This window comes from Massilia genomosp. 1 (genome assembly GCF_011682185.1).
GTDB lineage: Bacteria > Pseudomonadota > Gammaproteobacteria > Burkholderiales > Burkholderiaceae_D > Telluria_A > Telluria_A rubra.
Window position 1 is genome coordinate 1 of record NZ_WHJF01000097.1, and the last position, 26,104, is coordinate 26,104.

The window sequence follows — 26,104 nt, forward strand, 5'->3', positions numbered from 1 at the left end:
CCCCGCTCCCGGAAACGATGTCAAAAGTACAGCACAAGAACGAACCCTAAAAACCCCACTACAACGCTCAAGATCACGACATACTTTGTTCAAAAACACACCCGACAAGTAGTCTGACACAGGGGGTCCATCGCACCCGGCTGGCGCGCCACCTCGCGGCCGTTGCGAAACAGCGCCAGCGTGGGAATGCTGCGGATGTTGTAGCGCGCCGCCAGGTCTTGCAAGTGCTCGGTATCGACCTTGAGCAGGCGCACGCGTGGTTCGAGCCGTTTGGCCGCCTGCAGGTAGGCCGGCGCCATCATCTTGCACGGCCCGCACCATTCGGCCCAGAAGTCGACCAGCACCGGAATGTCGTTGCGCTCGATGTGCTTGTTGAAACGCGCCGTGTTGACGTCGATCGGCGCGCCGGCGAACAGCTCTTTCGCGCACTTGCCGCATACCGGCGTGTCGTTCAGCCGCTCCTGGGCGAGCCGGTTGACCGCTTCGCAGTGCGGGCAGACGATGTGGACGGGGTCGGTCATGAAATCCTCCTGCGTACAGATTGGTAAAACGCCATTGTAGACCGCGCGCCGTCCAAGCGTGTTCGGCTCGGCGCGCGAGGGCTGCTACACTTTCGCATCATGGCAAATACATCACATCAGGCGCCCGGCGTGCTGCGCATCGGCTGCGCCGGCTGGACCATTGCGCGCGAGGCGGCGGCCTCGTTCGGGACCGAAGGCAGTCACCTGGAGCGCTACGCCCGCGTGCTCGGCACGGTCGAAATCAACTCGTCCTTTTACCGGCCGCACCAGAGCAAGACTTACGCGCGCTGGGCCGCGAGCGTGCCACCGGCGTTTCGTTTTGCGGTCAAGATGCCGCGCGCGATCACGCACGATGCGGGCCTGGCCGGCATCGAGGCGCCGCTGCGCCAGTTCGCCAGCGAAGCCGGGGCGCTGGGCGACAAGCTTGGCTGCCTGCTGGTGCAGCTACCGCCCAAGTTCGGATTTAACGCCGGCCTCGCCGGGGATTTTTTCGCGCGCGTGAAAGACACTTTCGGCTGCATGCTCGCCTGCGAAGCGCGCCACCCCACCTGGTTCGGCGAGGATGCCACCGCCTTGCTTGAAAACGCGGGCGTCACGCGCGTGATCGCCGATCCGGCCAAGGGCCAGGAAGGGCCGCACGTGCCGACCACCCAGGCCATTTACGTGCGCCTGCATGGCTCGCCGCGCATCTACTACTCCTCGTATTCGCCGGCCTATATTGCGCAGCTGGCGCGCGACATGGCCATCCACGCGCAGCAGGGGCGCGACGTCTGGATCATTTTCGATAACACGGCGTCCGGGGCGGCGCTGCCCAATGCGCTTGCGCTGCGCGCGGCGCTCGGACTTGACCCGGCGCTTACGCCAGCGCCAGATCCAGGTCTTCCAGCCTGATCGGCTTGGTGAAGTGGCGCGCAAACCCGGCGTCGATGGCGTCGTTGCGGTCTTTTTCGCTGCCGTAGCCGGTCAGCGCAATGAGTTCGATGCCGGCCGTGCGGGCGTCGGCCTTGAGCGCGCGCGCCAGCGCATAGCCATCCATGCCGGGCAGGCCGATGTCGATCAGCGCCAGTTGCGGCTGCGTGGCCAGGGCCGTGGCAATCGCCTCAAGCCCGCTGGCGGCGCTGACCACCTCGCAGGAACGCAGTTGCAGCAGCATCGACATCATCTCGCGCGCGTCGGCGTTGTCTTCCACCAGCATCACGCGGCGCAGGCGCTGCGCCGGCGCGCTGGCCGCACCCGGCCAGGCGCGGCAGGGTGACGGTGGCGGTGCTGCCCTTGCCGCTGCCTTCGCTGTCGATGCGCACAAAGCCACCATGTAACTCGACCAGCCGGCGCACCAGCGACAGGCCGATGCCCAGGCCGCCGTGCGCGCGTTGCAGGCTTTGCTTGCCCTGCACGAAAATATCACGAAATGGTTCTTCAGCACCTCGCCCCATTTGATGCCGGTGACCTGGCCCTGGTTTGATGCCAGCATGGCGCCGACCTGTTCCGGATCGGGGCGCTTGGGCAGGGCGATGCCGTACTCGCGGCGCGTATTGAGCAACTGCTGGCCGTGGCTGTCGTACAGGATGATCCAGCCGCCCGGCGCGGCGCTGGCCTCGCGCGCTTCCTCGTCGAAGTGGGCCAGGTCGCCCTGCGCCAGCGCGTGCGAGCGCCCCAGCACCTTGAGCACTGACTGGGCGCGGTAAATATCGGCGTCGATGGCGCGCGCGGTCAGCGTGGCGCTTTGCTCGATGCGCCCGATGGCCGAACTGTGCTGGGTGTCCTGCAAAATGTGCAGCGCAATGGCACCGAAGACGGCGACCGGGACGACGATCGAGAGGGCCAGGACGATATAGTGGGAGCGCAGGCGCATCAGTGGGCGACGCTGCGCAAGTGGTTGAAATGCTCTGGCATGGATCGGTGGCGCAAGGTGAGGTGGGAATGGTGCGCAATTTTACCGCACCGCCCGCCCGGCTTGCGAACATCGCGTCAGCGCCCGCCGCCGCGCAGCCGGCGCCGCTCCACCTCATGCACCGCCAGCGGCAAGGTCGCGCGCCACAGGGCCAGCCCGGCCAGGCTGGCGCCGCCGCACAGCCAGCCGCGCAGGTCGAGGGTCGGTTGCGAGGACAGGAACCACATCATCGCCACCATGCCGCCGATCATCAGGAGCATGCCGGCCAGCGCCGCAAAGGCGCGCCAGTTGGCGGCCTTGGCTTGGGCGACGGTGCTCAGGGTCAGGGCGATCTGTTGGGTGATGTTCATGCAGGCAAGCATACAAGCTGGATGGGCGATTGTCCATTGGCAAGAGCGTCGCGTAAGCGGGTGGCGCTAGCGCGTTCCTTGCTGGTACACTCAGCTTGCATGCTTGACTGAAACTTAACCTCATCGAGACGATACTGCGGGGCTGTGAACTGACGATGAAAACGTATCTTGGAAGTTGCCATTGCGGCGCGGTGCGCTTCGAGGCCGATATTGACCTGAGCCTGGAGACCTTGCGCTGCAACTGTTCGATGTGCAAGAAGATCCGCTGGTGGGCGGCCATCGTCAAGCCGGAATCGTTCCGCCTGCTGTGCGGGGCGTCCGAGCTGGGCGACTACCAGTTTCACCGGAGGGTCGAGCATCACCTGTTTTGCCGCCATTGCGGCGTGCGCCCGTTCAGCATCGGCCAGTCGCCCCGGCTCGGCAAGTTTTATGGCGTGAGCGTGGCCTGCCTGGACGGCGTGTCGGATGAAGAACTGTCGTGGGTGCCGGTCCGCTACGTGGACGGGCGCAACGACGAGTGGGACAAGGCGCCCGCCGAAACGGGCTACCTGTAGGCGTGTTCAGCGGTGGCGCCAGCCGCGCCCCACATGGGCGCGCCCGTAGCCGTGATGGCCCCACGAACGCCCGAAGCCGAATCCCAGACTGAGCGACACCGGCGGATACCAGATCGGTTCCTCGATGTACACCGGAGCCGGTACATACACCGGCTGCTGTACGTAGATGGGCGACTGGACGTAGACCGGCTGCGTCACGCTGACCGGGCGCGAGGAATATTCGACGCGCGAACCGTTGGGCGAGGCCGCCGCCACCTTGTCGCCGGTGCCCGGCGCGACCGGCGTGACCGACACCACGCGCCACTGCGACGGGTCGGACGGCTGGGCGTAGCCGCCGTTGGCATAGCCCGGCGCGGACGGATAGCTGGCGCAGCCGCCCAGCGCGAGCAAGGTTCCGACAAGTATGAGGTGTTTCATGGCAAGGCACTCCTTATTCTGATCCGATCACTATAGGCAAACGGCGCATGCCGGCGCTGCTACTTACACGTTGTTACACTCATGATAAGACATGAAACTTATTTGTCATTGACAGTGCCAAACATGTACACTACGGAAATGTTTTTGCAACTAATATAACGTGGAGCGCAATTTGCAGGATGAAGAGCAGGGACCGGGCCATTATCAGCTGAAGCGACTGTTGGGAGAGGGTGGCTTCGGGCAAGTGTACGAAGCCTGGGACTCCAAGCTCCAGCGTATTATCGCCATCAAGCGGCTCAAGCCGCAACTGCTTTCGGCGCGACCAGAAAACCTGCTCGACGAGGCGCGCCTCGCCGCGTCCCTGCGCCATCCCGGCTTCGTGCGCATCTTCTCGATCGAGGGCGACGCCGCCCAGCAATCGATCATCATGGAATTCGTCGACGGCTGCACCTTGCGCGAAGCCGGCAAGCGCGGCCCGATGCCCGAGGCCCAGGTGCTCGACATCGTCGACCAGGTGGCCGACGCCATGTGCGAAGCCCATGCCGCCAAGCTGATCCACGGCGACCTCAAGCCGGCCAACCTGATGCTCGAACCGGGCGGCAGGGTGCGCATCATGGATTTCGGGCTGGCGCGCAAGATCGACCCGCAAGCGACCGAATCGGTGGTGTTCGACCAGACCGAAGGCACCATCGCCTACCTGGCGCCGGAATTGATGATGGGCTCCACCCTGAGCCCGCAAAGCGATGTGTATGCGCTGGGCGTGGTGATGTATGAACTGCTGACCGGCACGCGCCCGTTTTCGCACCTGAGCGGGCTGGCCCTGGCCGCCGCCCATATCCAGTCGTCCTCGGGCGTGTGGCCGTTTCCCCCGGACGCCAGCCCGGACCTGATCGCCCTGGTGCGGTCCATGGCGGCGCGCCAGCCCGAGGACCGCCTGGCCTCGATGCAGGCGGTGCGCGCGGCGCTCGCCGCGCTGGGCGGCGGGCCGGGCGCGCCGTCGTCGTCGGCGGCGCCGGCGCGCTCGCTCAAGCGCCGCGCCGGCGCGCTGTTGAACACGCCGGCGCGGCGCTACGGCCTGGTCGCCGCCGCTGTCGTCGTGTGCGCCATCGGCGCCGCGCAAGCGCTGATCCCGACCGCGTGGTTCGGACAGCACACGCCCTTCTTTTCCGAGTCGGCCGCCATGCGCGGCGGACTGACGGCCCTGACCACCTTCGACCGCGACGAAAGCCTCGACCTGGCGATTCGCAACTTCAGCTCGATCCTCGACCGTCAGCCGGATCACGCCGCCGCCGCGGCCGGGCTCTCGCTGGCCTACGCGCTGCGCCATACGGGCGACACGCGCGACGATGTCTGGCTGCGCCGGGCCGACGCCAGCGCCCAGCTGGCCTTGAAACTGAACGACCAGCTGGCGCTGGCGTACGCGGCGCAGGGCGTGGTGCGGATGGGACAGCAACGCGACGCGGAAGCGCTCGGTTTTGCCGACAAGGCTTTGCGGCTCGATCCGATGGACCGCTTCGGATTGCTTCTCAAGGGCGATGCCCTGACCCGCATGCGGCGCTATCCGGAGGCGGAGCAAACCTTGCTCGATGCGGTGCGCATGCATGCGCGCGATCATGTTTTTCTCGACTTGCTGGGGACGCTTTACCATCACCAGGGCAAGTACCCGGCGGCGGAGCAATCGTTCCGCCGCAGCATCGCGCTTGAGCCCGATGCGGTGATCGCCTATGCCAACCTGAGTTCGGCGCTGTTGCGCCAGAACCGCACGGATGAAGCGCTGCAAGTGTTGCAGCAGGGTCTGCAGGTGCGCCCGAGCGGCCGGCTCTACAACAATCTGGGCAATGTCTTGTTCAACCGCGGCGATTACGTGGGCGCCGCGCAAGCCTTTGAAGAATCGGTTTCCGGGGCAAAAGGCAATCCGAACGATTATTTGCGCTGGGCCAACCTGGGCGATACCTTGCGCTGGATACCCGGCCGCACCGCCGCCTCGAACAACGCCTATCGCCAGGCGGTCGGCTTGTTGAAGCCGCTGCTTGAGCGCTCGGGGTCGAAACCGGTGCTGATCTCGCGCATGGGCTTGTATTCGGCGCGCGTGGGCGACCGCGACGCCGCCATCCTGTACACGCGCCAGGCGCTCAAGGCCGATCCGTCCAGTGCCGATGTGCATTTCCGCGCAGCCATGTCGCACGAAATCCTGGGTGAGCGCGACACTGCACTGGCCGAGTTGATGATCGCGCAAGAGCGCGGTTATCCGGCCAACCTGATCCGGTCGGAGCCCGACCTGACCGCGTTGCGGCGCGACCCCCGCTATCTCCAATCCACCACCAAAGGCGAAAAATGAAAAAACCGACATCGATGCTATTGGAAGCAAACTTCGATATTAACCAGATCGGCGAGACACTGGAATGGAAGTTCAGCCGCAAGGATGGCAATGGCAATCCGGTCAAGGGCCGCTATGCCGGCGCCATCTATTTCACGGTGGGCGAGCAGATGCATATCCGCATCCGCGCCGGCGGCTACGAGCAATTCGAATCGTTCCAGGTGCTCGACTGTACCCTGATCACGCGTCCGCAGATTCGTTCCATCGCGCCGGGCGTGCTGCCCGAGTACGCGCCGCCATCGCCGTTCATCGATAATGAGCATGTGTGCGTCAAGGGCGCCAGCGTCCAGATCCCGGCAGAACAGTTCTTGCGGGACAAGGCCGACAGTGACGATCCGCTGTATCACAAAAAGGCGCTGAAATGGGATAAGCACCTGACTGTCGGCGCCTGTACCGGCCGCTGGGAAGTGTCGTTTGTGTTGACCGTGCTGATCACGCGCGCCTCGGGCGCGAGCAGCCGGCGCGTGTTCGTGTTCGATCCGGAAAGCGAAGTTGGCGGGGGCATTGCCCCAACCATCGAGTCGCTCGCTCCGGGCGCGGCGTCCGACCAGGTCGCGTGCATGCCGGAAAGTGAAGTCGGCGGAGGCATCGCTCCGGCCTGATCAGCTTTGGGCGGGGCTGGTGTCGAGCCCCAGCACCCGCAAATGGCGGCGCAGGGCTTCGCTCGGCGTTTTCAGGCGCGAGGCGCAGCGCGCCAGGTCGCCGCCGTGGGCATGCAGGGCGGCGTCGAGTTCCTCGCGCGGAATCAGGGCCGCCGGGCGGATCGCCGGATGCGCTTCGATCAGCTTGTACAGCGAGGGGCGCGACAAGCCCAGTTGCTGGGCCGCGCCGCTGATCTGCCAGCCGTGTTCTTCCAGCGCGCCGAGCAGGTCGTCGTTGCTGACCTCGGCAAGCTTGCGGCGCGGCGCGGCGTCCGCCGGCGCTTTCTGGCTGGCGCTGCGCGGCTGCGCGGCCGACGCCGGGTAGCCCAGGCCGGGGGCGCGCGGCGGCGCCGGCGCATGCACGTATTGCGACAGCACCGGCCGCTCGCCCGCCTGCAAGGCCATCACCATCCTGCGCGCCACATTGGCCAACTGGCGGATATTGCCCGGCCAATCGTAATTGCACATCTCGGACACCAGCGCCGGCGGAAACGCCGCCAGCTCGGCGTTGTTCAACTCGCACCCCTTGAGCATATGCAGCAGCAGCACGCCGATATCCTCGCGCCGCTCGCGCAGGGTCGGCACCCGGATCACGAAGGCCTCCATGCGGCGCAGCAAAGGCTGGTTGAAGCCGCGCGCGTCCAGGTCCTGGTCGGTGGCGGCGATCAGGCGCGCCGTGGTGCGCGCATCGGTGCTCGCGCCAAGCGGGCGGTAGGAGCCCGTTTCCAGCACCCGCAGCAGCATCGGCTGCACCGAGGCCGGGGTGTCGCCCAATTCATCGAGAAACAGGGTGCCGCCGTCGGCCTCGGCAAACAAGCCCTGGCGCGGCGCCTGCGCGCCCGTGTAAGCGCCCTTGACCGCGCCGAACAGGTCGGCCGCAGCCAGCGACTCGCTCAGGGTCGCCATATTGACCGCCACCAGCGGATTGGCGCTGCGTTTGCTGGCCTGGTGGATGGCGCGCGCGGCCACGTCCTTGCCGGTGCCGGTTTCGCCGAGCAGCAGCACGGCCAGGTCGGTGCCCGCCACCTGGCGGATCAGCTCGCGTGTGGCGATCGCGCCACTGCTCACGCCCAACAAGCCCGGAAACAGGTTAGGGCGCGGGAAACTCGTCATCCAGTGCAGGCACAGCAGCACATGGCCGCCCAGGCCCAGCACCACGCCGCCTTTGACTTCGTCACGCGTAAAGCGGCGCGTGCCGCTCAACACCGCGCCATTGACTTCGAGCGCCATGCGGCTGTCGGGTGCGGCCAGCTCGACGCTGTCGTCGCTGGTACGGCGCACCACCAGCGGCGCGCGCGCGATCGCGCGGTGGCCGAGCGCGATGCCGTCCTGGCCGGGACGGAAGAACAGCGGCGTATAGCGGCATACCTCGATCGTGCCTTCCTCGGCCGGGCCGATGAACTGCTCGCCGATGCGCTCCGTTTCCGGATGCCACAGGATGGTCAGGCCCAGCAAGGCACTCATGATGCCATTTTTTTGCGAGAAAAGCTGCGTCGTCAACGTGTTATCAACATCATTCACCGGGGTCTCCATGGTACCGCGTTTAGTATTTGCCAATTATAGAGCAAGGGCGACAATTGTTGACATGTAAAGAGTGGTCCGCTTACACGTTTTTTACACGTCGCGTGTCAATAACACCTCAGCCGCTTACGCGTTACCTTTCCGCCAGACATGTAAATAGCGCCACATTTACATGCTCGTTGACATGTTTTACCTAAAAACAAGCTTATTCTGCATGGTATTTCGGCACTTATCAGCATGGCACGGTAGTTGCTAAGTATCCATGGCGGCCTTCTTGGGCAGCAAAGTAGTCAATCTGCCGGAGAGCGTTGGAAAACATGGGTATTGTGATCGAAAGTTATGCATTCGTTGGCGTGGCAACCCGGGCGACCGGGCCGACGGCGCAGGTATGGCTGCCGCCGGGTTTTACGCTCACCGGCGGCGGCGCCTACGACATGGGCCGCGGCACGTCGAACACGCTGACCGCCTGCTACCCGACCCGCAACCAGGGCGGCGTCTACAACGGCTGGGCCGCAGCCGGACGCGACTTCGGCCTGGCCGACCCGGTGCCGCTGGCCGTGTACGCGGTCGGGATCCGCATCATCCGCGACGGCGTGCCGGTCAAGATCGAGCAGCAAGTGTTTTCGGCCACCAGCGCGCTCATTTCGGACCCGGGCGTGAGCGTCAAGCTCGGCGCCGGCTGGATCGGCACCGGCGGCGGCGCCCAGGATAACTACGCCACCCCGATCAACGGCAACATGCTCACCGCCAGCTATCCGCTGATCGGCGCCGACGGCAATATCTGCGGCTGGAGCGCCTCCGGGCGCGAACACGACGCGCTCGACCAGGCCCGCGTGACCGCCTTTGTGATCGGCATCCGCACCGGGCCGGAAGTGGCGCTCGAAGCGCGCATCGTCTCGCACACCAGCCTGCTGACCGGCTACCCGAGCGCGCTGGTGGCTGTCCCGCACGGCAATGCCGTGGTGGCCGGCGGCGGCGCCCTGGTCGGCGAGAGCGGGCGCAACACCATGCTGAGCGCCTCGTGCCCCATCATCAGCAGCCAGGACGGCCGCCTGACCGGCTGGTTCGCCGCCCGCAAAGTACAAAAATCGGCCCCGCCGAGCGGCATTACCGCCTATGGAGTCTTGCTTGAAGCTGCGTGACTGGATCCTGGTGCTGATGGCCGTGCTGGCGCTGGCGGCCGACCTGCCCGAGCGCGCCGCCACGGCCGACAAGCAGCCCACAACCGCCCTGACAACCGGGCCCGCGCCAGCGCAGCCGGCCCCGGTACCTTATAACCTCGATCGAACGAGGGATACCGCCAGACGATAGGCGGATGGCGTTCCACCACGCCCGCCGCCACAGATGTCGTCTTCTTTTAACGCGCACCAAGGTGCGCGTTTTTTTTCGCCTTGCCGGGCCGCCTATAATCGGGTTTTCACCACGACGGGAGCACGCATGTTCACCATTCGCCTGGCACGCATGTCCGAAAAACCCCTGCTCGACGCCTTGATTGCGCGCTCGGGGATCGGGCTGGCCGATGGCTTTTACACGCCGCAGGAAGCCGCTGCCATCACGCGCGAGGTGTTCGGGGTGGACAGCGCGCTGGTGCAGGACGGGACCTATTTCGCCATCGAGGAGGGAGACGTGGTGGTGGCCTGTGGCGGCTGGAGCCGGCGCGCCACCGACTTCGGCGGCGATGGCGCCAAGCATGGCAACGACCGCCTGCTCGACCCGGCCGGCGAGCCGGCCCGCATCCGCGCGTTTTTCGTCGATCCCGCGATGGCGCGGCGCGGGCTGGGCAGCATGCTGCTGCGGCACTGCATGGAGGCGGCGGCGCGGGCCGGATTCCGGTCGCTGGAACTGGTCTCGACCCTGCCGGGCGAACCCTTGTACCTGGCGCACGGTTTCGTGGCGATCGAACCGGTCGCGCTGTCGCTGGCCGATGGCGTGGTGGTCAGGCTGACCCGCATGGGGCGCAGCCTGGCGCTCCAGCCTGCCTGCTGACACGCCTTCGCGCCCCGCTTGTTAATGTGAACTCTGTGTAAATCTAGCAACAATCTTTCGCGTGCGTAGCGGGCACTGCTATATTGTTGGATTCGATAATTTTGTTATTACATTAAGGCATTTCATGAACAAGTTCGCCGTGAGTGTGGTGGTGGCGGCCACGCTGGCGTCACCGCTGCTGGCCCAGGCACAGGTGCGCGCTGACGCCAGCCTGAGCAATTTCTCGTACACCCTGGTCGACTTGTTGCCCAACGATGGCATCGTCCCCTCGCTCACCATCGTCGCGCCCGCAGGTTTTGCCGGCGCCTCCCAGATTTCTGCCAACCTCAGGCAGTATGGCGGCACGCTCCCATCGCTGGACGACAACCGTGCCCAGTTTACAACCCGCTATAACCGCGACATCAAGGCGAGTCTCGACTCGGCTGCCGGCAAGTCAAGCGCCAGCGTGACTGGTACTGATTTTGCTTCACTGCAATTTCGTACCACGGCCTCGACAACCAGCAGCGTTGCTGGGACCCGGCGGGCGCATGCGTCCGTCAGTTCCAGCGTTGTCGAGTTCGTGCTCTCGCCGGGCACCCAAGTATCGTTTTTCGCCGACTTCAAGGGCAGCGCGTCCACGGCAAAGCCGGCAAGCAGTCTGTTTCGGGAAGATGTGGATATCGAGGGTTCATTTTCTTTAGTCGGCTATGTGCAGGACCGCGCGATTGGTGGTGACTCGAAAGTGATCAGGGTGAAAGCGGCGAACGGTTATTACGACGCAAGTCCTCCCGCCATGGTGTCGACCAAGGAGCGTTTCTCGCTCACGTTCGATAACAACTCAGCGTTGTCATCGAATCTGGACCTGAAGTTCGCCTTGAACTCGTCCGCGGACAGTGAGTACTACAGCATGCTGCCACTGCCGGTACCCGAGCCGGCCACCACGGCCATGCTGCTTGCCGGACTGGGCTTGGTCGCGGGCGCGGCCCGTCGCCGTCGCAAGATCCAGGGCAACTAAATCATTATTCAACTCAGGATTTTTATGAAGACAATCGTTACCACGCTGGTACTGGGCGCAACGCTCGCCGTGCCGCTGTCGGCCAGCGCGCAAGTGAGCGCGCAAGGCACATTGAACAATTTTTCGTACTCGCTGGTGGACTTGCTGCCGAACGACGGCATCGCGCCAACGCTCTCGATCGTCAAGCCGCTCTATCCCGAGCACCCCGGCACACGCGCGGTCGGCGATATCAGCGAAACCGGATTGCGCCAGACGCGCGAGAGCAGCGAAGACAGGTCGCGCGTGCTGTACAGTCGCAATCTCGATGCCGGCCTGTCCGTCCCGCAGGGCAGCGTGGTCTCGACCGTCGGCGGAACAAATTTCCAGACCCTGGCCTTGAGTACGGCCGCGTCGACCAAGAACGGCGCCGGCTACGAGCGCAGGGCGGTCGCGTCGAATTACGTGATGATCGAAGAATTCGTCCTCGCGCCCGGAACGCAGGTCAGGTTCCTTGCCGACGCCAGTGGCAGCGTCTCCAAATCGCAGCCAAACACAAGTTCCCTGAAGGAAAGTTCGACATTCACGGCCTCGATGAGCTTCCCTGAATTCAGCGCCAACGGCTACCCGGATTTCGTATCGGAGTTCAGCTTGAGAGCGCCGTCCTGGAGCGCCGACCCGAACTCGCCGTACTCGGAGTCGGCAAGCGAGCGCTTGTCGATCATGTTCCAGAACACGGCGAAAACGTCGGTGAACCTGAAGGTGCTGCTCACCTTGTGGTCCGAAGCGAACTCGCTCGATACCTCACCGGTGGCCAGTCCGGTGCCGGAACCGGCAACCTATGGCATGCTCATTGCCGGCCTGGCGCTGGTGGCCGGGGTGGCGCGCCGCAAGCGGCCTGCCTGAGTGGTGTTTGCATGCGGGCGCGCGCCCGCATGGCTCGATGAACGCATCCGCGCTACGCGACGCGCTTACGCGAGGATGTTGAGCAAGCCGTCCAGGCCCGAGTAAGTCAGCGCCACATCGGCCTGGGCACGCACCACCGGTTTGGCGCGAAACGCCACCGACAGGCCGGCAATGCTCATCATGGCGAGGTCATTGGCGCCGTCGCCCATCACGATCGCCTGCGCAGGGTCGATGCCGATGTCAATGCACACGCGCTCCACCGTGCGCTTCTTTTCCCCGGCGTCGACAATCCCGCCCAGCACGCGGCCGGTCAGTTTGCCGTCCACGATCTCCAGCACATTCGCATGCGTGTAGTCGAGCCCCAGGCGCGCCTTGAGGCGCTCGGTAAAGAAGGTGAACCCGCCCGACACCAGCAAGGTTTTCAGGCCGGCCGCGCGCAGCGCCGCCAGCATCGCTTCGCCGCCCATCGAGATGGCCAGCCGCTCCGTGTACACGCGTTCGAGCGCCGCCGCGTCCAGCCCGGCCAGCAGCGCCACGCGCCGGGTCAGGCTTTCGGCAAACCCCAGCTCCCCGCGCATGGCCGCCTCGGTAATGGCCGCCACCTGGGGTTTCAAGCCCTGCATGTCGGCGATTTCGTCGATGCATTCGATGGTGATCAGGGTCGAGTCCATGTCCATCGCCACCAGCTTGAAGTCGGCCAGCACGCGGCCCGGCGCGATGAAGGTGGCGTCGATGCGCGCCGCCTCGGCGGCGACGCCGATGGTCTGCTTGAGCACATCGGAGCATTCGATGCCTTCGCAGCGGATGGCGCCTGCGCCCAGCTCCGTCACCCGCGCCGGATTGGCCAGGGCGCCGATGCGGCGCAAGGTATCGATGGTTGCGTCAAGGCCTTGCAGCACCAGGTTCATGGTCGTCATGTTCGTTTTACGCTAACAGTTGTTTGATCGTTTGCTTGAGCTGCGTGACCCGCGCCGCCAGGTCCGGCATGCTGGCGGTGATTTTCAGCTTGTCCTGGCCGGCCAGCTTGATGTGCCGGTTCTTCTGGATCAAGGTGATGATGCGCATCGAGTCGATCGGCGGGTTGACCATGAACTGCAGGCTGGCCGCTTCGCCATGCGCATCGATCTTGATGATGCCGACCGTCTTGGCCGCGATGCGCAGGCGGTGCGTTTCGATCAGGGCCTTGACCGGGTCGGGCAGCTTGCCGAAGCGGTCGATCAGCTCTTCCTGCATGTCGTCGATCTTCTCTTGCGCGCTGCAGTTGGCCAGGCGCTTGTAGATCGACAGGCGCTCATGCACGTCGCCGCAGAAGTCGGCCGGCAGCAGCGCCGGCACGTGCAGGTTGATTTCGGTGGTGGTGGCCAGCGGCGCGGCCAGGTCGGGTTCCTTGCCGGCCTTGAGCGAGCGTACCGCTTCGTTGAGCATGTCCGAATACAGCTGGAAGCCGATCTCGAGCATCTCGCCCGACTGGTTCTCGCCCAGCACTTCGCCGGCGCCGCGAATTTCGAGGTCGTGCATCGCCAGAAAGAAGCCGCTGCCCAGTTCTTCCATCTGCTGGATCGCGTCCAGGCGGCGCTGCGCCTGCTTGGTCAGGCTGCTCACGTCCGTCACCAGCAGGTAGGCGTACGCCTGGTGGTGCGAACGGCCGACGCGCCCGCGCAACTGGTGCAGCTGCGCCAGGCCAAACTTGTCGGCCCGGTGCATGATGATGGTGTTCGCGGTCGGCACGTCGATGCCGGTTTCGATAATCGTCGTGCACAGCAAGATGTTATAGCGCTGCGCCACGAAGTCGCGCATGACTTTTTCCAGGTCGCGCTCGTGCATCTGCCCGTGGGCCACGCCAATGCGCGCTTCCGGCAGCAGCTCGGTGAGCATGGCCATGCGGTTCTGGATGGTTTCCACCTCGTTGTGCAGGAAGTAGATCTGGCCGCCGCGTTTGAGCTCGCGCAGGCACGCTTCGCGGATGATCGAGCCGTCTTCGCTGCGCACGAAGGTCTTGATCGCCAGGCGCTTTTGCGGGGCGGTGGCGATGATCGAAAAGTCGCGCAAGCCTTCCAGCGCCATGCCGAGCGTGCGCGGAATCGGGGTGGCGGTGAGCGTGAGCACGTCGACTTCGGCGCGCAGGGATTTGAGCGCTTCTTTCTGGCGCACGCCGAAGCGGTGTTCTTCGTCGATGATCACCAGGCCCAGGCGGGTGAACTGCACGTCCGGCGAGAGCAGCTTGTGGGTGCCGATCACGATGTCGAGCGTGCCGTCGGCCATGCCCTTGATGGCGTTGTTGATTTCTTTGCCGGTGCGGAAGCGCGACAGCTCGGCGATGCGCACCGGCCAGTCGGCAAAGCGGTCGGCGAAGGTTTGCGCGTGCTGTTCGGCCAACAAGGTGGTCGGCGCCAGGATCGCCACCTGCTTGCCCCCCATGACCGCGATGAAGGCCGCGCGCAGCGCCACTTCGGTCTTGCCGAAGCCGACGTCGCCGCACACCAGGCGGTCCATCGGTTTGCCGGCGGTCATGTCCTTGATGACGTTGTTGATCGCCTCGGCCTGGTCGGGCGTTTCTTCGAAGCCGAAGCTGTCGGCGAAGTTCTGGTAGTCGTGCGCCGAGTATTCGAAGGAGTGGCCCTTGCGCAGCGCGCGCCGCGCGTACAGGTTAAGCAGTTCGGCGGCGGTGTCGCGCACCTGTTCGGCCGCCTTGCGCTTGGCCTTGTCCCAGGCGCCCGAGCCGAGCGCATGCAGCGGCGCGTCTTCGGGCGAGGCGCCCGAGTAGCGCGAGATCACGTGCAATTGCGACACCGGCACGTACAGCTTGGCGTCCTTGGCGTAATCGAGATGCAGGAATTCGGTCTCGCCTTCGCCCAGGTCCATGCTGGTCAGGCCCATGTAGCGCCCGATGCCGTGGTTGATGTGGACCACCGGGTCGCCGATTTTCAGCTCCGACAGGTCGCGCACCATCGACTCGACCTGGGTCACGCCTTCCTGCTTCTTCTTGCCGGCGCGCCGGCCCGAACCCGCATACAGCTCGGTCTCGGTGATGAAAATCAGCTTGCCGGCGCCCGCCTCGGACAATTCGAAACCGGCCTGCAAGGGCGCCACGCCCAGCGCCAGCCGGGCGTCGGACTGCACGAAGCCGGCGAAGCCCTCGACCGGCGCCAGCGCCAGGCTGTATTCGTTGAAGTACTGCTGCAGCGTTTCGCGCCGGCCGTTCGATTCGGCGCAGATCATCACGCGCTTGTCATTTTGCAGCAGGTAGGCGCGCAGCTTGGTCAGCGGGTCGTCGATGCGGCGGTTGACCGCCACGTTCGGAACCGGTGCCGACAGCTCGGACGGCTCAAGGTCGGCGTCCTTGGCGATGACCCAGCGGCCGTACGACTTGGCCAGCGTGAAGAAGTTCTCGTCGCTGAGGAACAGTTCATCGGGCATCAAGATCGGGCGGTCGCGGTCGGCCTTGAGGAAGCGGTAGCGCGATTCGGTGTCGAGCCAGAAGCGCTTGATGGCGCCGTCGATGTCGCCTACTAAGGCCAGGCTGGCTTTTTCGGGCAGGTAGTCGAACAGGGTCGCGGTCTGCTCGAAGAACAGCGGCAGGTAGTATTCGATGCCGGCCGAGGCGATGCCGCTGCTGACATCCTTGTACACCACCGAGCGCGATGGATCGCCCTCGAAGCGTTCGCGCCAGCGGCTGCGGAAGGTGGTGCGGGCCACTTCGTCCATCGGGAATTCGCGTCCCGGCAGCAGGCGCACTTCGCGCACCGGGTACAGCGAGCGCTGGGTGTCGGCGTCGAAGGTGCGGATGGTTTCGATTTCGTCGCCGAACAGGTCGAGCCGGTAGGGCAGGGCCGAGCCCATCGGGAACAGGTCGATCAGGCCCCCGCGCACCGAGTATTCGCCGGGCGACATCACCTGCGAATTGTGGGTGTAGCCAGCCAGTGTCAGTTGTGCCTTGAGGCGCGTTTCGTCGAGCTTTTCGCCCTGCTTGAAAAAGAAGGTGTAGGCCGCCAAAAACGACGGCGGCGCCAGGCGCACCAGCGCCGTGGTGGCGGGCACGATCAGCACATCGCACTGGCCGTTCTGGATTTCGTGCAGGGTGGCCAGGCGTTCGGACACCAGGTCCTGGTGCGGCGAGAAGGCGTCGTAGGGCAGCGTTTCCCAGTCCGGCAGCAGGTGGCAGGCCAGCTTGCCGTCGGCGAACCAGGGGATTTCGTCGAGCAGGCGCTGGCCGTCGCTGGCGTTGGCCACGATCACGGTCAGCATCTGCTTTGCCGCTTTGAGTTCGAGCGCCGCCACCGCCAGCGCATACGCGTCCGAGGAGCCGTACAGGGTCGGAAGCGCGAAGCGGTTACCGGTTTTTGGAAGTGATTTCTTTAAATCGAAAGGCATGCGCTGTGCTGGCTGGGTGCGGGACGGGTAATTATAGCTGGATATGGGAAATGCAATGGCAGGAGGGTGAAGCTAGCAGAAATTGGGTTCCCGCCTGCGCGGGAACGACGGTTTCAAGGAGACCGTTCGGAGTCGAGCCGTCGTTCCCGGCATTGCCGGAACCGACTTCCCGGCATTGCCGGAACCGACTTCCCGGCATTGCCGGAACCGACTTCCCGCGCAGGCGGGAACCCAAGTTTTCCTACCCCGCCGGACGCCGGTTGGCAATCCCGAACGGCACATGCACCATCGGTATGGTGCCGCCGGGCGAGGACGTCAAATGCGTCAGCTGGTCGTCGAAAAAGATGTGCGGCTTGAAGATCGACAGCACGCGCGTCTTGTTCATTCCGCCCAAAAAGAAGGTCTCGCTGGCCGACACGCCCCAGCTCTTGAGCGTGGTCACCACGCGCTCGTGCGAGGGCGCATTGCGGGCGGTGATGATCGCAATGCGCAGCACTTTCTTGTAGTTGGGGTCGCGCTTTTGCGCGCGTTCTTCCAGCTTCTGCATCAGCGACAGCTTGCGGAACATCTCGGCCAGCGGCCCCGGACGGTGCGGAACGGCCATGTGCAAGGTCTCGTGGGCGTGGAATTCTTCGAGGTCGTTATTGCGCTTGAAGATGGTCTCCGACTCGTCGTCGGCGATCACGCCATCGAAGTCGAAGGCCACGCGCAGTTCGATATCGTCATCGTCATCGACGATTTTCGATGGCAGCACCAGCCCGGCCGGATAGTCGGCCGCAATCGCGCTCTTGACGTCTTCTTCGTTGGCACTCAGGAACAGCGCCGCGTTAAACGCCGGCAGGTAGGTGTAGGGCGACTTGCCGGTGATGAAGGCGGCGCGCGATATATCGAGCCCGTAGTGGGCGATCGAGCGCATCACGCGCAAGCCCGTTTCGGGCGAGTTGCGCGACAAGAGCACCACTTCGACCGGATGATGGCGCGCGAAGACCTTGTTGATGTTGAGGAAGCGGCGAATGAAGGGAAACGCCACCCCCTTCTCGAGAATGATGTCCAGATTGCGTTCCTGGTACCTGCGGTATTCGTCCGGCCCGCTGTCCAGGTACACCTGGTGCGAGGCGGTCAGGTCGAACAGGGCGCTCGACGCCACGCCGATCACCAGCTTGCGCTCAATCTCGAATGCCATTCATGGTCCTTGTTATTCGTCTTCGTTACGGAGTTCGTCGAAACAGGCCAGGCTGGCCGCGTCCAGCCCTTCGACCACGAACGGATCGTCCTCTTCAAAGTGGGCCGAGTCGACCAGCATGCGCAGGCGACTGAGCATGTCGGCCAGCGCCACCACCTGCGACAGCGCTTCGCCGTCAGGGTCGCCGGCTTCGCGGATGGCGCTGGTCACGTTTTCAGGAAAGCCCCATGCTTCGGCGATCCGCACCGACAGCACGCGCGCGTGCCCATGCAGCGCCGCCACAAACTCTTCGGACTGCGGCAAGGACGGTTCGGTATTGGCCTGGTCGAGCAGGCGGAAGGCCACGATCAGGCCCATATTGTGCAGCAGTCCGGCGAAATACGCTTCGACCGGATTGGCGCGCACCGAGGGCGCCAGCACGCTGGCGGCGAGCGCGCATTTTTCGCACTGGCGCCACAGCAGCGGCGTGGAAAGCTGCGAAAACGGCCCCGGATGCATGCTCATGATCACCGGCAGCAGCGAAGCCCGTCCGACCAGCATGCGCAGCCCGTTCACTCCGAGCAGCATGGTGGCCCGTTCGACGGTCGTCACCGGGTCGTTGGCGTGATAGTGCGGGTGGTGGCAGGGACGGTTCGCTTCGCGCAGCACTTCGGCGACCAGTTCCTTGTCTTGCGAGAGCTGGCGCGCCAGGTCGGCGCCGGAGACGCTGCTGTCGCGCATGGAGCGCAGCAATGGCGTGAACACGGGCGGCCTGCTGGGGGCGAGGGTGATTTCGTCGAGCGGCAGCTGGGTCATGTAGGCCAGGTCGACCGCGAGGATTTTTTCGTCGCCGGACGGGCCGCTGTTCGGCGTGACGCCGGCCAGCCAGCGGTAGAACAGCACATCGACCATGCCGGCGTGCGCACGGTCGGGCGCCCGCGCCCTGGAGGGAGCGGGAGCGGCTATGGGGGCAGGCGCAGGCTTGCTTTCTTCGCTGTCGCTGCCCAACAAATTCTTCAGCCATTTCATTGCTTGTTCTCTTTTACCTGCACAAAGGCTGTTCCCTGGATTTTACATGATTACTCAGTAGAAACTTAGGGTTGTGCTGTCCAGCGTCGTGTCTGATACACGAATGTGTGCGGCCATTAACCTTGTTAAATTGCAATAATTAATCGCAATAAAACAGGACCACGGTGACATTGTCGCGGCTGCCGTCGCGCAAGGCGGTGGCGATCAATTCCTTGCAGCAATCGCCGAGTTGCGCCGGGCCGGCGTCGGCCAGCAGCGCGGCGATGCGTTCGTCGGACGTGGCGCCATACATGCCGTCGCTGCACAACAGGTACAGGTCGCCGGGCTGGACGGCCTGGATATGCAGTTCCGGGCGCACGTCGCCCGAGGGTCCTATCGCTTGTAGCAACAGGTTGCGTGGAGGCAGGTTTTCGGTGGCGCCGGCTTCGACGGCTTCCTGGTACATGGTCTGGTCGCGCGTGAGCTGGGTCAGCTGGCCGGCCCGGTAGCGGTACAGGCGGCTGTCGCCGACGTGGAACACCAGCAGCGGGGCGCCCGGTTCGGCTTGCCACACGCCGGTGAGCGTGGTGCCCATGCCGCCGCCGTCGCCGCGCCGGTTGGCCAGGTTGGTCTGGTACATGCGCTGGTTGGTAAATTCGACCGCGTCGTGCAGCGTGACCATGCTGGCCAGGGTCGCTTCGCTCCAGTGGGCCTGCGGATCGGCCGCTTCGGGGGCGAACGGGCTGGCGCGGAAGTCGGTCGGCGCAACGCCGCTGTCCGGGGCGGTGCTGGCGCGCAGGAAGCGGGCCAGCGAGCCCAGTGCCTCGGCGCTGGCGACCTCGCCCGAGTCGTGACCGCCCATGCCGTCGGCCACGGCGACCAGGCCCAGGCCGGCCTCGATGAGGAAGTTATCCTCGTTCGAAGGGCGTACGGTGCCGGTATCGGTCATGCCGAAAGCCGTACCGGCGCTGAGGCGGTGCGGTGTGGACGGTGAAAGTTGCTTCCAAAAATACAAGGCGTCTCCTGAAGGTGGACTGACGCAAGCCAGTCGCGCATGATTGCCATGCTAGCACGCAGGGTGTACTTTGTCCGGGGCAATACGGCAAAAACCGGTTCAGGGTGCGTGCCGGGACGGGCCGGCGCGCCGCCGCGCGAGGACGTTGACGCTCCAGCTGACGCCCCCTGTGCCGGGCGACCACGAAAAAAGCGCCATGTCAACGTTCGACAAGGCGCTTGCCAGGAGTTTTTGCCGAAGCGACGCGCACATTACCGCGCCTTTATGGCGGCGGGGCAGATGTAAAGTTCTCGCATCTCATCCCATCCGTAGACGTTTTCTTGAATACTTTTTTCTTTTCATCAACAATCCAGGCAGAATGTGCCGATAGCGTTGCAACACCGTCTTCTTTATTCAAAATAGCAAAAATCAATTCTGATTTTTCTTTATCGTGTACGGTGCATTGCCCAGTAAATTCTACCAAGCGTGTTGGATCGTCTGGAACTTGTATGACATCGTGTATCTTCAGTAGCTTTTTATCCTCAAGAAGAATATATTTATCCCCGCAAATCATCCAGTATCCTGCGAGCAATCCTTCAGAAATGTCATCCATTCCCAAATTTTTAAGGCCTAAGTTTTTATGCCTGGCCTCGATATTCACGATTTTTTCGTTTTTTACGTGCCCGCCGATCAGTTTCTTTGAAATTTCCGATCCGCATTTAATGGTGCTGAACGTATCGCTTGCAAAAGAAGATTTTCCGCAAAAAAGAGAAAGTATCAAGAGAGAATAAATTCCGATTTTCATTTTATTGTCAATTTAAAATTGAATCATTGATCTTCATGTCTACGGCCTCCGGTAAAATTCAACTGCCGGCTTCTCTTTCCTGTAAGTAGCAGAAGGATAATACCCATGTACTGCTGGCTGTTTGTAGTCAGATACCCATTGCGTACCGTTATACATCGCCATGTGGCCTTCAAGCCCACCCTCAGTTGGTTGAATAACCGCAACATCACCGGCTTTTGGCGCGCCTGCGGCTGCAACAAATCCGGCATTAGTAAGCCGGCTGCCGTAATTTTTCGCGTACATTGTCTTTGCAACAGTGACACCTCCAGCCTCAATGGCTTCCCTGACATATCTCGCACAGTTGCTTGTGCTAGCAGGTTCTGCATTTGAATTAAGATGGTCAACGGCGGCTTTTGCGTCCCAAGGCATTCTCGGTTTCCTTATTCACGTGAAATTTCAGTTGTGAGCTTTACTGACGACATGGAAGAACACCAGTATCGCACCCTCCGGCCCGGTCGGAATGACCGGTTCATCATTGCACTTTTTTGAAACTCTATTGCCGAGCCTGCTCGGTATAGCCTCTTGCGCAACTTTTTTAGCGGAAAACATTGGTCAATGTACACTAAAAATAGCTGTATTGGTGACTTTGCTTTGCAAAATGCTCAGTAAGCATGCGGGTGGGCACCGGCCAGCGGGTCGACTTTTACCTTGAGCTGACATCGAGCCCGGCCTGGCCGCGATCGGCGCGGCGATGAAGGGCGTGGGTCGGAAGAGGGGGATGGGGGGGGGAAACACGATTCGACGAATAACCAGTGCAGCATCGCATTGACTGGTCCCCGCTTCGCCAGGACGCCGGCCGGCGCCCTGGCAAGGCAATCGCGCCGGGGTCAGGCGGCGACTTGTTGGGCGCTGCGCGCGGCCCAGCGATACAGGCCGCTGACGATGGCCGCGCCCAGCACCAGGGCGATCAGCATGTGCGCGGTTTCGCCCATGGCGTTGGGGATGGCCAGCGGTTCTGCCACATTGGTGGCCACGATCAGGCCGGCCAGGCCGACGTTGAACAGGCTCTCGCCGACGATGAAGCCGGACATGACCAGCACGCCGAGGCGCTTGGCCGTTTCGCCCCAGGTGGCGCTACTGACCGCCCGTTCGAACATCCAGCCGGCGATGGCGCCGACGATCACCGGCGCCGTCACCGCGGCCGGCAGGTAGATCGCCAGGCCCACGCCCAGCGGCGGCAGGCTGTAGCGCTCGCGGCTAGCCTTGCGGATCACGAAGTCGGCCACCACCAGGATCAGGCCGAGCAGGACGCCGTAGCCGATCAGTCCCCAGTCCAGGTTATTGCCGATGACGCCCTTGGCCAGGGTCGAAATCAGGGCCGCCTGCGGCGCTGCCAGCGGATCGTCGCCGACCACGCCCACGTTCGGGGCGCCGGCAAAGCCCTTGGCTTTATTGAGCAGGTCCAGCACCAATGGCACCACGGTGGAACCGGCGGCCACGCCGATCAGCAGGCCAACCTGCTGCTTCCACGGGGTGGCGCCGACCAGCTGGCCGGTTTTCAGGTCTTGCAGGTTGTCGTTGCCGATCACGGCCACGGCCAGCACCACGGTGGTGACGAACAGCGCGTAGGCCACCAGCGCGTGCGCTACTTCCGGGCCCATGATGTGCTTGCCGACGAAGCCGACGCTGAGCGAGGCGCCCAGGATGGTCAGGATGGCGATGCCGGACACCGGCGAATTGGACGAGCCGATCAAGCCGGCCATGTAGCCGCAGACGGCGGCGGCGAACACGCCGGCGATCAGGATGTAGCCGACGCCGACCGCCACCAGCGGCAGCGAGAGGCTGGCCAGCACGCCGCCTTGCAGGAAGCTCGCGAGCAGCCAGCCGGCCGGCACCATCGCCAGCAGGGTCACCAGGCCGACGATGAAAATCGGCAGATCCTGTTCGGCGCGCTCGATCGAGGCGCCTTCGGCCTTGGCCTTGCGGGCCGCGTCCAGGGCCGACTTCAGGCCGCCCAGCACCGGCTTGCCCAGGCCGGCGAGGGTGACGATGGCGGCCGCGCCGATGGCGCCGGCGCCGATCATGCGCACCTTGGAGCTCCACATGCCGAGCGCCTGGTCGGCCGCCGACAGGGCCGGCTGCGGGTCCATCGAGGTCAGTACCGGCACCAGGATGGCCCAGGCGATGACCAGGCCGGCCAGCATGGCCATGCCGACGGTGATGCCCATCAGGTGGCCGGCGCCCAGCAGCGCCAGCGAACTGGCCGCGCCGATGCCTGTGGCGCCGCTGCCGGCCTTGAAGTAGACGGCCACTTCGGCGGCCATCAGCTTGGCGCCGGCGACGGCCGCGAACAGCGCGGACGTCACGGCGCCCCAGACTACCGCCATCAGACCGAGCTTGCCTTCGGCCGCGCCGCTGCGCGAGGCGGTGCCGACCTTGAGCACTTCGGCCGCAGCCACCCCTTCCGGGTAGGGCAGGTCGGACTGCGACACCAGCGCGCGCCGCAGCGGCACCGTGTACATCACGCCCAGCACGCCGCCGATGGCGCAGGCGCCGAAGACGGGCCAGAACGGCACATTGGCCCACCAGCCGATCATGATCAGCCCTGGCAGCACGAAGATCACCGACGCCAGCGTGCCCGCCGCCGACGCGATGGTCTGGACGATATTGTTTTCCTGGATGGTGGCGTCCTTGAAGGCGCTCAGCAGCGCCATCGAGATGACGGCGGCCGGGATCGAGGTCGCGAAGGTGAGCCCGACTTTCAGGCCCAGGTAAACCTGGGCGGCTGTAAAGACGAGGGTGATGACGATGCCGAGGAGGACTCCTCGGATCGTGATTTCTTTTGGTCCGGCCAGTGCGACAATCGCCATCCATTGCTCCAGTATGAAAGAGGGGTGCTAAAAAAGCGTCCCATCATAGCTGGCAATGCCTGAACGCGGAAGCAAAATGCGCACGCGGCGCCGGTCGCGCCTCCGGCCGCTATCTCGTCGTTCCCGCGCCGGCTAGCCCCCCGCCTGCGATTCGGCGCCATGGGTGTTCTGCGGGGGAGTCTGCTGCGCCGGCGGCACCGGTGGCGCGCCTGGCGCCGGCGGCTGGCCCGGCTCGCCCGGTTCTCCCGGCTCGCCCGGCTCCGCGCCATCGGCCGGCAGCGCCGGCAGCTCGTTCATGTCGATCGTCTTGAACTCGGTGCTGCCCGCGTATTCCGCGTAGATCCAGTCGTCGTCCTCGCGCAGCACGCCTTCCGGGGTCGGGCGTTCCTTGGCGGGACGCTTGTCGAGCGCCGCGCGCATGTAGTCGACCCAGATCGGCATGGCCAGGGTGGCGCCGAATTCGCGCCCGCCGAGCGAGCGCGGATCGTCGTAGCCCATCCAGGCCACGCCCACCACGTTGCCGGCGTACCCGGCGAACCAGCCGTCGAAGGCGTCGCTGGTGGTGCCGGTCTTGCCGGCCAGGTCGTTGCGGCCCAGCGCGCGGGTGGCGCCGGCGGCGGTGCCGAAGCGGGTCACGTCGCGCAGCATGCTGTCGACCATGAAGGCGTTGCGCTGGTCGATCACGCGCCGCGTTTCGTCGGCCACGGCCGGCGCCGGCGTCTCGAGCAGGATGGCGCCGTTGCCGTCCTTGATTTTGGCGATCAGGTAAGGATTGACTGAAAAGCCGCCGTTGGCGAACACCGCGTATGCGCCCGCCAGTTGCAGCGGGGTCACCGCGCCGGTACCGAGCGCCATGGTCAGGTTTTTTGGATGGCGGGTCAGGTCGAAGCCGAACTTGCCGAGGAATTCGTGGCCGTAGCCGACCTGGATGGCGCGCAGCAGGCGCACCGACGGCACGTTCTTCGAGTGTACCAGGGCGTGCCGCATGCTCACTTCGCCATCGAACTTGCCGTCGTCGTTTTGCGGCGACCAGGTGGCGCCGCCGGCGCCGCTCGGCATGAGCAGCGCTTCGTCGAGGATGCGGGTGCCCGGCGAAAAGCCTTTTTCCAGCGCCGCCGAATACACGAACGGCTTGATCGAGGAGCCGGGCTGGCGCCAGGCCTGGGTGACGTGGTTGTACTTGTTGAGCCCATAATCGAAGCCGCCGACCAGCGCATGGTAGGCGCCGGTGGCCGAATCGATGGCCACGAAGCCGGCCGCCACCTGCGGCAGCTGGACGATCGACCAGGCCTTGGCCTCCTTCTCCTTGTCCTTCTCTTTAACCTTGTCCTGGGCGATGCGCACCACCGCGCCCGGACGCAGCTTGATGGCGGCCTTGGCGGAGGAGGCCAGGGCCGGCGCCACGAAGCGCAGGCCGGCGCCGCTAATGTCGATGCGCTCGCCGTCCATGGTTTCCACCGCCACCAGCTTGCCCGATACCTCGGTCACCACGGTGGGCGTCAAGCCGTCGCTGACCGGGCGCTTGCGCAGTTCTTCGCGGATGTCGTCGGCCCGTTCCTGGGCATCCGAGGGCAGGTCGATGAACGACTCCGGGCCACGGTAGCCGTGCCGCTGGTCGTACGCCAGCACGTTGCGGCGCAGCGAGTCGTAGGCCGCGTCCTGCTCGGCCTTGAGGATGGTGGTGTAGACGCTCAGGCCGCGCGTGTAGGCCTCGTCCTTGTATTGTTCGAACACCGCCTGGCGCGCCAGTTCGGCCACGTATTCGGCGTGGGTGTCGAATTCCTGGCGCTTGGCGGCGATGCGGATCGGTTCTTCCTTGGCGCTCGCGTACTGGGTGTCGTCGAGGTAGCCCAGTTCGCGCATGCGGCGCAGCACGATCATCTGGCGCTTCTTGGCGTTGCGCGGATTGACCGCCGGGTTGTTGCCGACCGGGTCGCGCGGCACGCCGGCCAGCATCGCCATTTCGGCGATCGAGAGCTGGTCGAGGCGCTTGCCGAAGTAGGCCTGGGCGGCGCTGGCAAAGCCGTACGAGCGCCGTCCCAGGAAAATCTGGTTCATGTACAGTTCGAGGATCTTGTCCTTCTTGAGCGCGGCCTCGATCTTGAAGGCGAGCGCGATTTCGTCGGCCTTGCGCCCCAGTACCTTGTCGCGCGTGAGGAAGAAATTACGCGCCACCTGCATGGTGATGGTCGACGCCCCTTCGCGAAAGCCGCCGCGCAGGTTGGCGCGCGCGGCGCCGGCGGCGCGAATCCAGTCAACCCCGCCGTGCGTGTAGAAGCGCGTGTCTTCGATCGCCAGCACGGCGTTTTTCATCAGCGCCGGCACTTGCTCGATGGGGATGAAGTCGCGGTGCTCTTCGCCGAATTCGCCGATCAGCACATTGTCGGCGGTGTAGATGCGCAGCGGGATCTTGGGGCGGTAGTCGGTGACGGCGTCGATGGCCGGCACGCGCGGCACGATCACGCCGTAAAAGTAGCCGAGCGCGCCGAGCACCAGCACTAGGGCCGCGGCGATCGCCAGCAGCACGGCGCGGATAATGTATTTGCGCGTCAGCCAGCGCTTGATAAAAGTCTCAGTAGTCAAAACGATGTCCGCCAGTAGGGGCCATGCCGGGAGTGACGGCCCTGTTCCGGCGAATTATAGTCGATCGCTATTAGCCTGAATGTTGCACAAACCACCGCCGCAGCGCCGCTTTTCCGATGCCGGACCTTTTCAACTTGAATCGGAATGTCGCGGGCGATAGCGTCCCTACCCAATTGAACGGGACAGTCAATGAAGCGG

The 26,104-nt window shown here is 64.4% G+C and carries 25 protein-coding genes; 9 read left to right on the forward strand and 16 right to left on the reverse strand.

Annotated elements, in window-relative coordinates:
* Positions 1 to 89: 89 nt before the first annotated feature.
* Positions 90 to 521, reverse strand: a complete 432-nt coding sequence (gene trxC / locus F1735_RS26355; RefSeq protein ID WP_167239694.1) for a thioredoxin TrxC — start codon at positions 519 to 521, stop codon at positions 90 to 92.
* 99 nt (positions 522 to 620) lie between these two features.
* Between trxC and F1735_RS26360 the strand changes: the two genes are divergently transcribed.
* Positions 621 to 1,412, forward strand: coding sequence for a DUF72 domain-containing protein (locus tag F1735_RS26360; protein WP_167239695.1), 792 nt, complete (start codon positions 621 to 623; stop codon positions 1,410 to 1,412).
* Here F1735_RS26360 and F1735_RS38310 read toward each other — a convergent pair.
* The 3 genes from F1735_RS38310 to F1735_RS26370 are packed head-to-tail and all read right to left on the reverse strand — an operon-like array spanning position 1,378 to position 2,762.
* Complete coding sequence (locus F1735_RS38310) at positions 1,378 to 1,716, reverse strand: response regulator (protein ID WP_373888583.1); 339 nt, start codon at positions 1,714 to 1,716, stop codon at positions 1,378 to 1,380. The two genes, F1735_RS26360 and F1735_RS38310, sit on opposite strands and share 35 nt — an antisense overlap.
* Positions 1,622 to 2,530 carry an ATP-binding protein gene (locus tag F1735_RS38315; RefSeq protein ID WP_167239713.1) on the reverse strand — a complete coding sequence of 303 codons (909 nt, stop codon included), beginning with the start codon at positions 2,528 to 2,530 and terminating at the stop codon, positions 1,622 to 1,624. The genes F1735_RS38310 and F1735_RS38315 overlap by 95 nt, the downstream gene beginning before the upstream one ends.
* Positions 2,490 to 2,762: a hypothetical protein gene (locus tag F1735_RS26370; protein WP_167239696.1), complete on the reverse strand. Its 273-nt coding sequence runs from the start codon at positions 2,760 to 2,762 to the stop codon at positions 2,490 to 2,492. Before F1735_RS26370 ends, F1735_RS38315 begins: the two co-directional genes overlap by 41 nt.
* A 155-nt stretch (positions 2,763 to 2,917) precedes the next feature.
* On the opposite strand from F1735_RS26370, the gene F1735_RS26375 reads away from it, so the two are divergent.
* Positions 2,918 to 3,316, forward strand: coding sequence for a GFA family protein (locus F1735_RS26375; RefSeq protein ID WP_167239697.1), 399 nt, complete (start codon positions 2,918 to 2,920; stop codon positions 3,314 to 3,316).
* Positions 3,317 to 3,322: 6 nt separating this feature from the next.
* On the opposite strand, the gene F1735_RS26380 is transcribed toward F1735_RS26375, so the two are convergent.
* Positions 3,323 to 3,733, reverse strand: a complete 411-nt coding sequence (locus F1735_RS26380; protein WP_167239698.1) for a hypothetical protein — start codon at positions 3,731 to 3,733, stop codon at positions 3,323 to 3,325.
* 160 nt (positions 3,734 to 3,893) lie between these two features.
* Between F1735_RS26380 and F1735_RS26385 the strand changes: the two genes are divergently transcribed.
* Together F1735_RS26385 and F1735_RS26390 are read left to right on the forward strand one after the other, a co-directional pair.
* Positions 3,894 to 6,071, forward strand: coding sequence for a protein kinase domain-containing protein (locus F1735_RS26385; protein ID WP_167239699.1), 2,178 nt, complete (start codon positions 3,894 to 3,896; stop codon positions 6,069 to 6,071).
* The gene (locus F1735_RS26390) at positions 6,068 to 6,712 is read left to right on the forward strand and encodes a hypothetical protein (RefSeq protein ID WP_167239700.1); all 645 of its coding nucleotides are present in this window, start codon (positions 6,068 to 6,070) and stop codon (positions 6,710 to 6,712) included. Before F1735_RS26385 ends, F1735_RS26390 begins: the two co-directional genes overlap by 4 nt.
* Here the strand turns inward: F1735_RS26390 and F1735_RS26395 are convergent, their stop codons facing one another.
* The gene (locus F1735_RS26395; protein WP_167239701.1) at positions 6,713 to 8,215 is read right to left on the reverse strand and encodes a sigma 54-interacting transcriptional regulator; all 1,503 of its coding nucleotides are present in this window, start codon (positions 8,213 to 8,215) and stop codon (positions 6,713 to 6,715) included.
* A 374-nt stretch (positions 8,216 to 8,589) separates the two neighbouring features.
* On the opposite strand from F1735_RS26395, the gene F1735_RS26400 reads away from it, so the two are divergent.
* From F1735_RS26400 to F1735_RS36835, 5 genes are all read left to right on the forward strand, one after another.
* Positions 8,590 to 9,414: a hypothetical protein gene (locus tag F1735_RS26400; protein ID WP_167239702.1), complete on the forward strand. Its 825-nt coding sequence runs from the start codon at positions 8,590 to 8,592 to the stop codon at positions 9,412 to 9,414.
* On the forward strand, positions 9,401 to 9,583 hold the full coding sequence (locus tag F1735_RS26405) for a hypothetical protein (RefSeq protein WP_167239703.1): 183 nt from the start codon (positions 9,401 to 9,403) through the stop codon (positions 9,581 to 9,583). The genes F1735_RS26400 and F1735_RS26405 overlap by 14 nt, the downstream gene beginning before the upstream one ends.
* Before the next feature lie 126 nt (positions 9,584 to 9,709).
* Positions 9,710 to 10,258 carry a GNAT family N-acetyltransferase gene (locus F1735_RS26410; RefSeq protein ID WP_167239704.1) on the forward strand — a complete coding sequence of 183 codons (549 nt, stop codon included), beginning with the start codon at positions 9,710 to 9,712 and terminating at the stop codon, positions 10,256 to 10,258.
* A 124-nt stretch (positions 10,259 to 10,382) separates the two neighbouring features.
* Positions 10,383 to 11,252 carry a PEP-CTERM sorting domain-containing protein gene (locus F1735_RS36830; protein WP_167239705.1) on the forward strand — a complete coding sequence of 290 codons (870 nt, stop codon included), beginning with the start codon at positions 10,383 to 10,385 and terminating at the stop codon, positions 11,250 to 11,252.
* Between the two features lie 24 nt (positions 11,253 to 11,276).
* Positions 11,277 to 12,134, forward strand: coding sequence for a PEP-CTERM sorting domain-containing protein (locus F1735_RS36835; protein ID WP_167239706.1), 858 nt, complete (start codon positions 11,277 to 11,279; stop codon positions 12,132 to 12,134).
* 65 nt (positions 12,135 to 12,199) lie between these two features.
* On the opposite strand, the gene serB is transcribed toward F1735_RS36835, so the two are convergent.
* From serB to F1735_RS35805, 10 genes are all read right to left on the reverse strand, one after another.
* On the reverse strand, positions 12,200 to 13,042 hold the full coding sequence (gene serB / locus F1735_RS26425) for a phosphoserine phosphatase SerB (RefSeq protein WP_167239714.1): 843 nt from the start codon (positions 13,040 to 13,042) through the stop codon (positions 12,200 to 12,202).
* A gap of 16 nt (positions 13,043 to 13,058) precedes the next feature.
* On the reverse strand, positions 13,059 to 16,505 hold the full coding sequence (gene mfd, locus F1735_RS26430) for a transcription-repair coupling factor (RefSeq protein WP_167239707.1): 3,447 nt from the start codon (positions 16,503 to 16,505) through the stop codon (positions 13,059 to 13,061).
* 241 nt (positions 16,506 to 16,746) lie between these two features.
* Positions 16,747 to 17,688 carry a 5'-nucleotidase gene (locus F1735_RS26435; protein WP_167239708.1) on the reverse strand — a complete coding sequence of 314 codons (942 nt, stop codon included), beginning with the start codon at positions 17,686 to 17,688 and terminating at the stop codon, positions 16,747 to 16,749.
* Positions 17,689 to 17,700: 12 nt separating this feature from the next.
* Positions 17,701 to 18,696: an HDOD domain-containing protein gene (locus tag F1735_RS26440; RefSeq protein ID WP_167239709.1), complete on the reverse strand. Its 996-nt coding sequence runs from the start codon at positions 18,694 to 18,696 to the stop codon at positions 17,701 to 17,703.
* A 139-nt stretch (positions 18,697 to 18,835) separates the two neighbouring features.
* On the reverse strand, positions 18,836 to 19,690 hold the full coding sequence (locus F1735_RS26445; protein ID WP_222853082.1) for a PP2C family protein-serine/threonine phosphatase: 855 nt from the start codon (positions 19,688 to 19,690) through the stop codon (positions 18,836 to 18,838).
* Positions 19,691 to 19,952: 262 nt separating this feature from the next.
* A complete protein-coding gene (locus tag F1735_RS26450) occupies positions 19,953 to 20,474 on the reverse strand; it encodes a hypothetical protein (RefSeq protein ID WP_167239710.1) in 522 nt (173 codons plus the stop codon).
* A 39-nt stretch (positions 20,475 to 20,513) separates the two neighbouring features.
* On the reverse strand, positions 20,514 to 20,882 hold the full coding sequence (locus F1735_RS26455) for a CHAP domain-containing protein (RefSeq protein WP_167239711.1): 369 nt from the start codon (positions 20,880 to 20,882) through the stop codon (positions 20,514 to 20,516).
* 458 nt (positions 20,883 to 21,340) lie between these two features.
* Positions 21,341 to 23,323: an OPT family oligopeptide transporter gene (locus tag F1735_RS26460; protein ID WP_167239712.1), complete on the reverse strand. Its 1,983-nt coding sequence runs from the start codon at positions 23,321 to 23,323 to the stop codon at positions 21,341 to 21,343.
* A gap of 132 nt (positions 23,324 to 23,455) precedes the next feature.
* Complete coding sequence (locus F1735_RS26465; protein ID WP_187364367.1) at positions 23,456 to 25,906, reverse strand: penicillin-binding protein 1A; 2,451 nt, start codon at positions 25,904 to 25,906, stop codon at positions 23,456 to 23,458.
* Positions 25,903 to 26,104 (reverse strand): hypothetical protein (locus F1735_RS35805; protein ID WP_222853083.1); only part of this gene is annotated, 202 nt, incomplete at its 5' end. The genes F1735_RS35805 and F1735_RS26465, both read right to left, overlap by 4 nt.

Coding starts and splice junctions, on each gene's coding strand:
- trxC (WP_167239694.1), bottom strand. CDS start 521: ATGACCGACCCCGTCCACATCGTCTGCCCGCACTGCGAAGCGGTCAAC.
- F1735_RS26360 (WP_167239695.1), top strand. CDS start 621: ATGGCAAATACATCACATCAGGCGCCCGGCGTGCTGCGCATCGGCTGC.
- F1735_RS38310 (WP_373888583.1), bottom strand. CDS start 1,716: ATGCTGGTGGAAGACAACGCCGACGCGCGCGAGATGATGTCGATGCTG.
- F1735_RS38315 (WP_167239713.1), bottom strand. CDS start 2,530: ATGAGGTGGAGCGGCGCCGGCTGCGCGGCGGCGGGCGCTGACGCGATG.
- F1735_RS26370 (WP_167239696.1), bottom strand. CDS start 2,762: ATGAACATCACCCAACAGATCGCCCTGACCCTGAGCACCGTCGCCCAA.
- F1735_RS26375 (WP_167239697.1), top strand. CDS start 2,918: ATGAAAACGTATCTTGGAAGTTGCCATTGCGGCGCGGTGCGCTTCGAG.
- F1735_RS26380 (WP_167239698.1), bottom strand. CDS start 3,733: ATGAAACACCTCATACTTGTCGGAACCTTGCTCGCGCTGGGCGGCTGC.
- F1735_RS26390 (WP_167239700.1), top strand. CDS start 6,068: ATGAAAAAACCGACATCGATGCTATTGGAAGCAAACTTCGATATTAAC.
- F1735_RS26395 (WP_167239701.1), bottom strand. CDS start 8,215: ATGAGTGCCTTGCTGGGCCTGACCATCCTGTGGCATCCGGAAACGGAG.
- F1735_RS26400 (WP_167239702.1), top strand. CDS start 8,590: ATGGGTATTGTGATCGAAAGTTATGCATTCGTTGGCGTGGCAACCCGG.
- F1735_RS26410 (WP_167239704.1), top strand. CDS start 9,710: ATGTTCACCATTCGCCTGGCACGCATGTCCGAAAAACCCCTGCTCGAC.
- F1735_RS36830 (WP_167239705.1), top strand. CDS start 10,383: ATGAACAAGTTCGCCGTGAGTGTGGTGGTGGCGGCCACGCTGGCGTCA.
- F1735_RS36835 (WP_167239706.1), top strand. CDS start 11,277: ATGAAGACAATCGTTACCACGCTGGTACTGGGCGCAACGCTCGCCGTG.
- serB (WP_167239714.1), bottom strand. CDS start 13,042: ATGAACCTGGTGCTGCAAGGCCTTGACGCAACCATCGATACCTTGCGC.
- mfd (WP_167239707.1), bottom strand. CDS start 16,505: ATGCCTTTCGATTTAAAGAAATCACTTCCAAAAACCGGTAACCGCTTC.
- F1735_RS26435 (WP_167239708.1), bottom strand. CDS start 17,688: ATGGCATTCGAGATTGAGCGCAAGCTGGTGATCGGCGTGGCGTCGAGC.
- F1735_RS26440 (WP_167239709.1), bottom strand. CDS start 18,696: ATGAAATGGCTGAAGAATTTGTTGGGCAGCGACAGCGAAGAAAGCAAG.
- F1735_RS26450 (WP_167239710.1), bottom strand. CDS start 20,474: ATGAAAATCGGAATTTATTCTCTCTTGATACTTTCTCTTTTTTGCGGA.
- F1735_RS26455 (WP_167239711.1), bottom strand. CDS start 20,882: ATGCCTTGGGACGCAAAAGCCGCCGTTGACCATCTTAATTCAAATGCA.
- F1735_RS26460 (WP_167239712.1), bottom strand. CDS start 23,323: ATGGCGATTGTCGCACTGGCCGGACCAAAAGAAATCACGATCCGAGGA.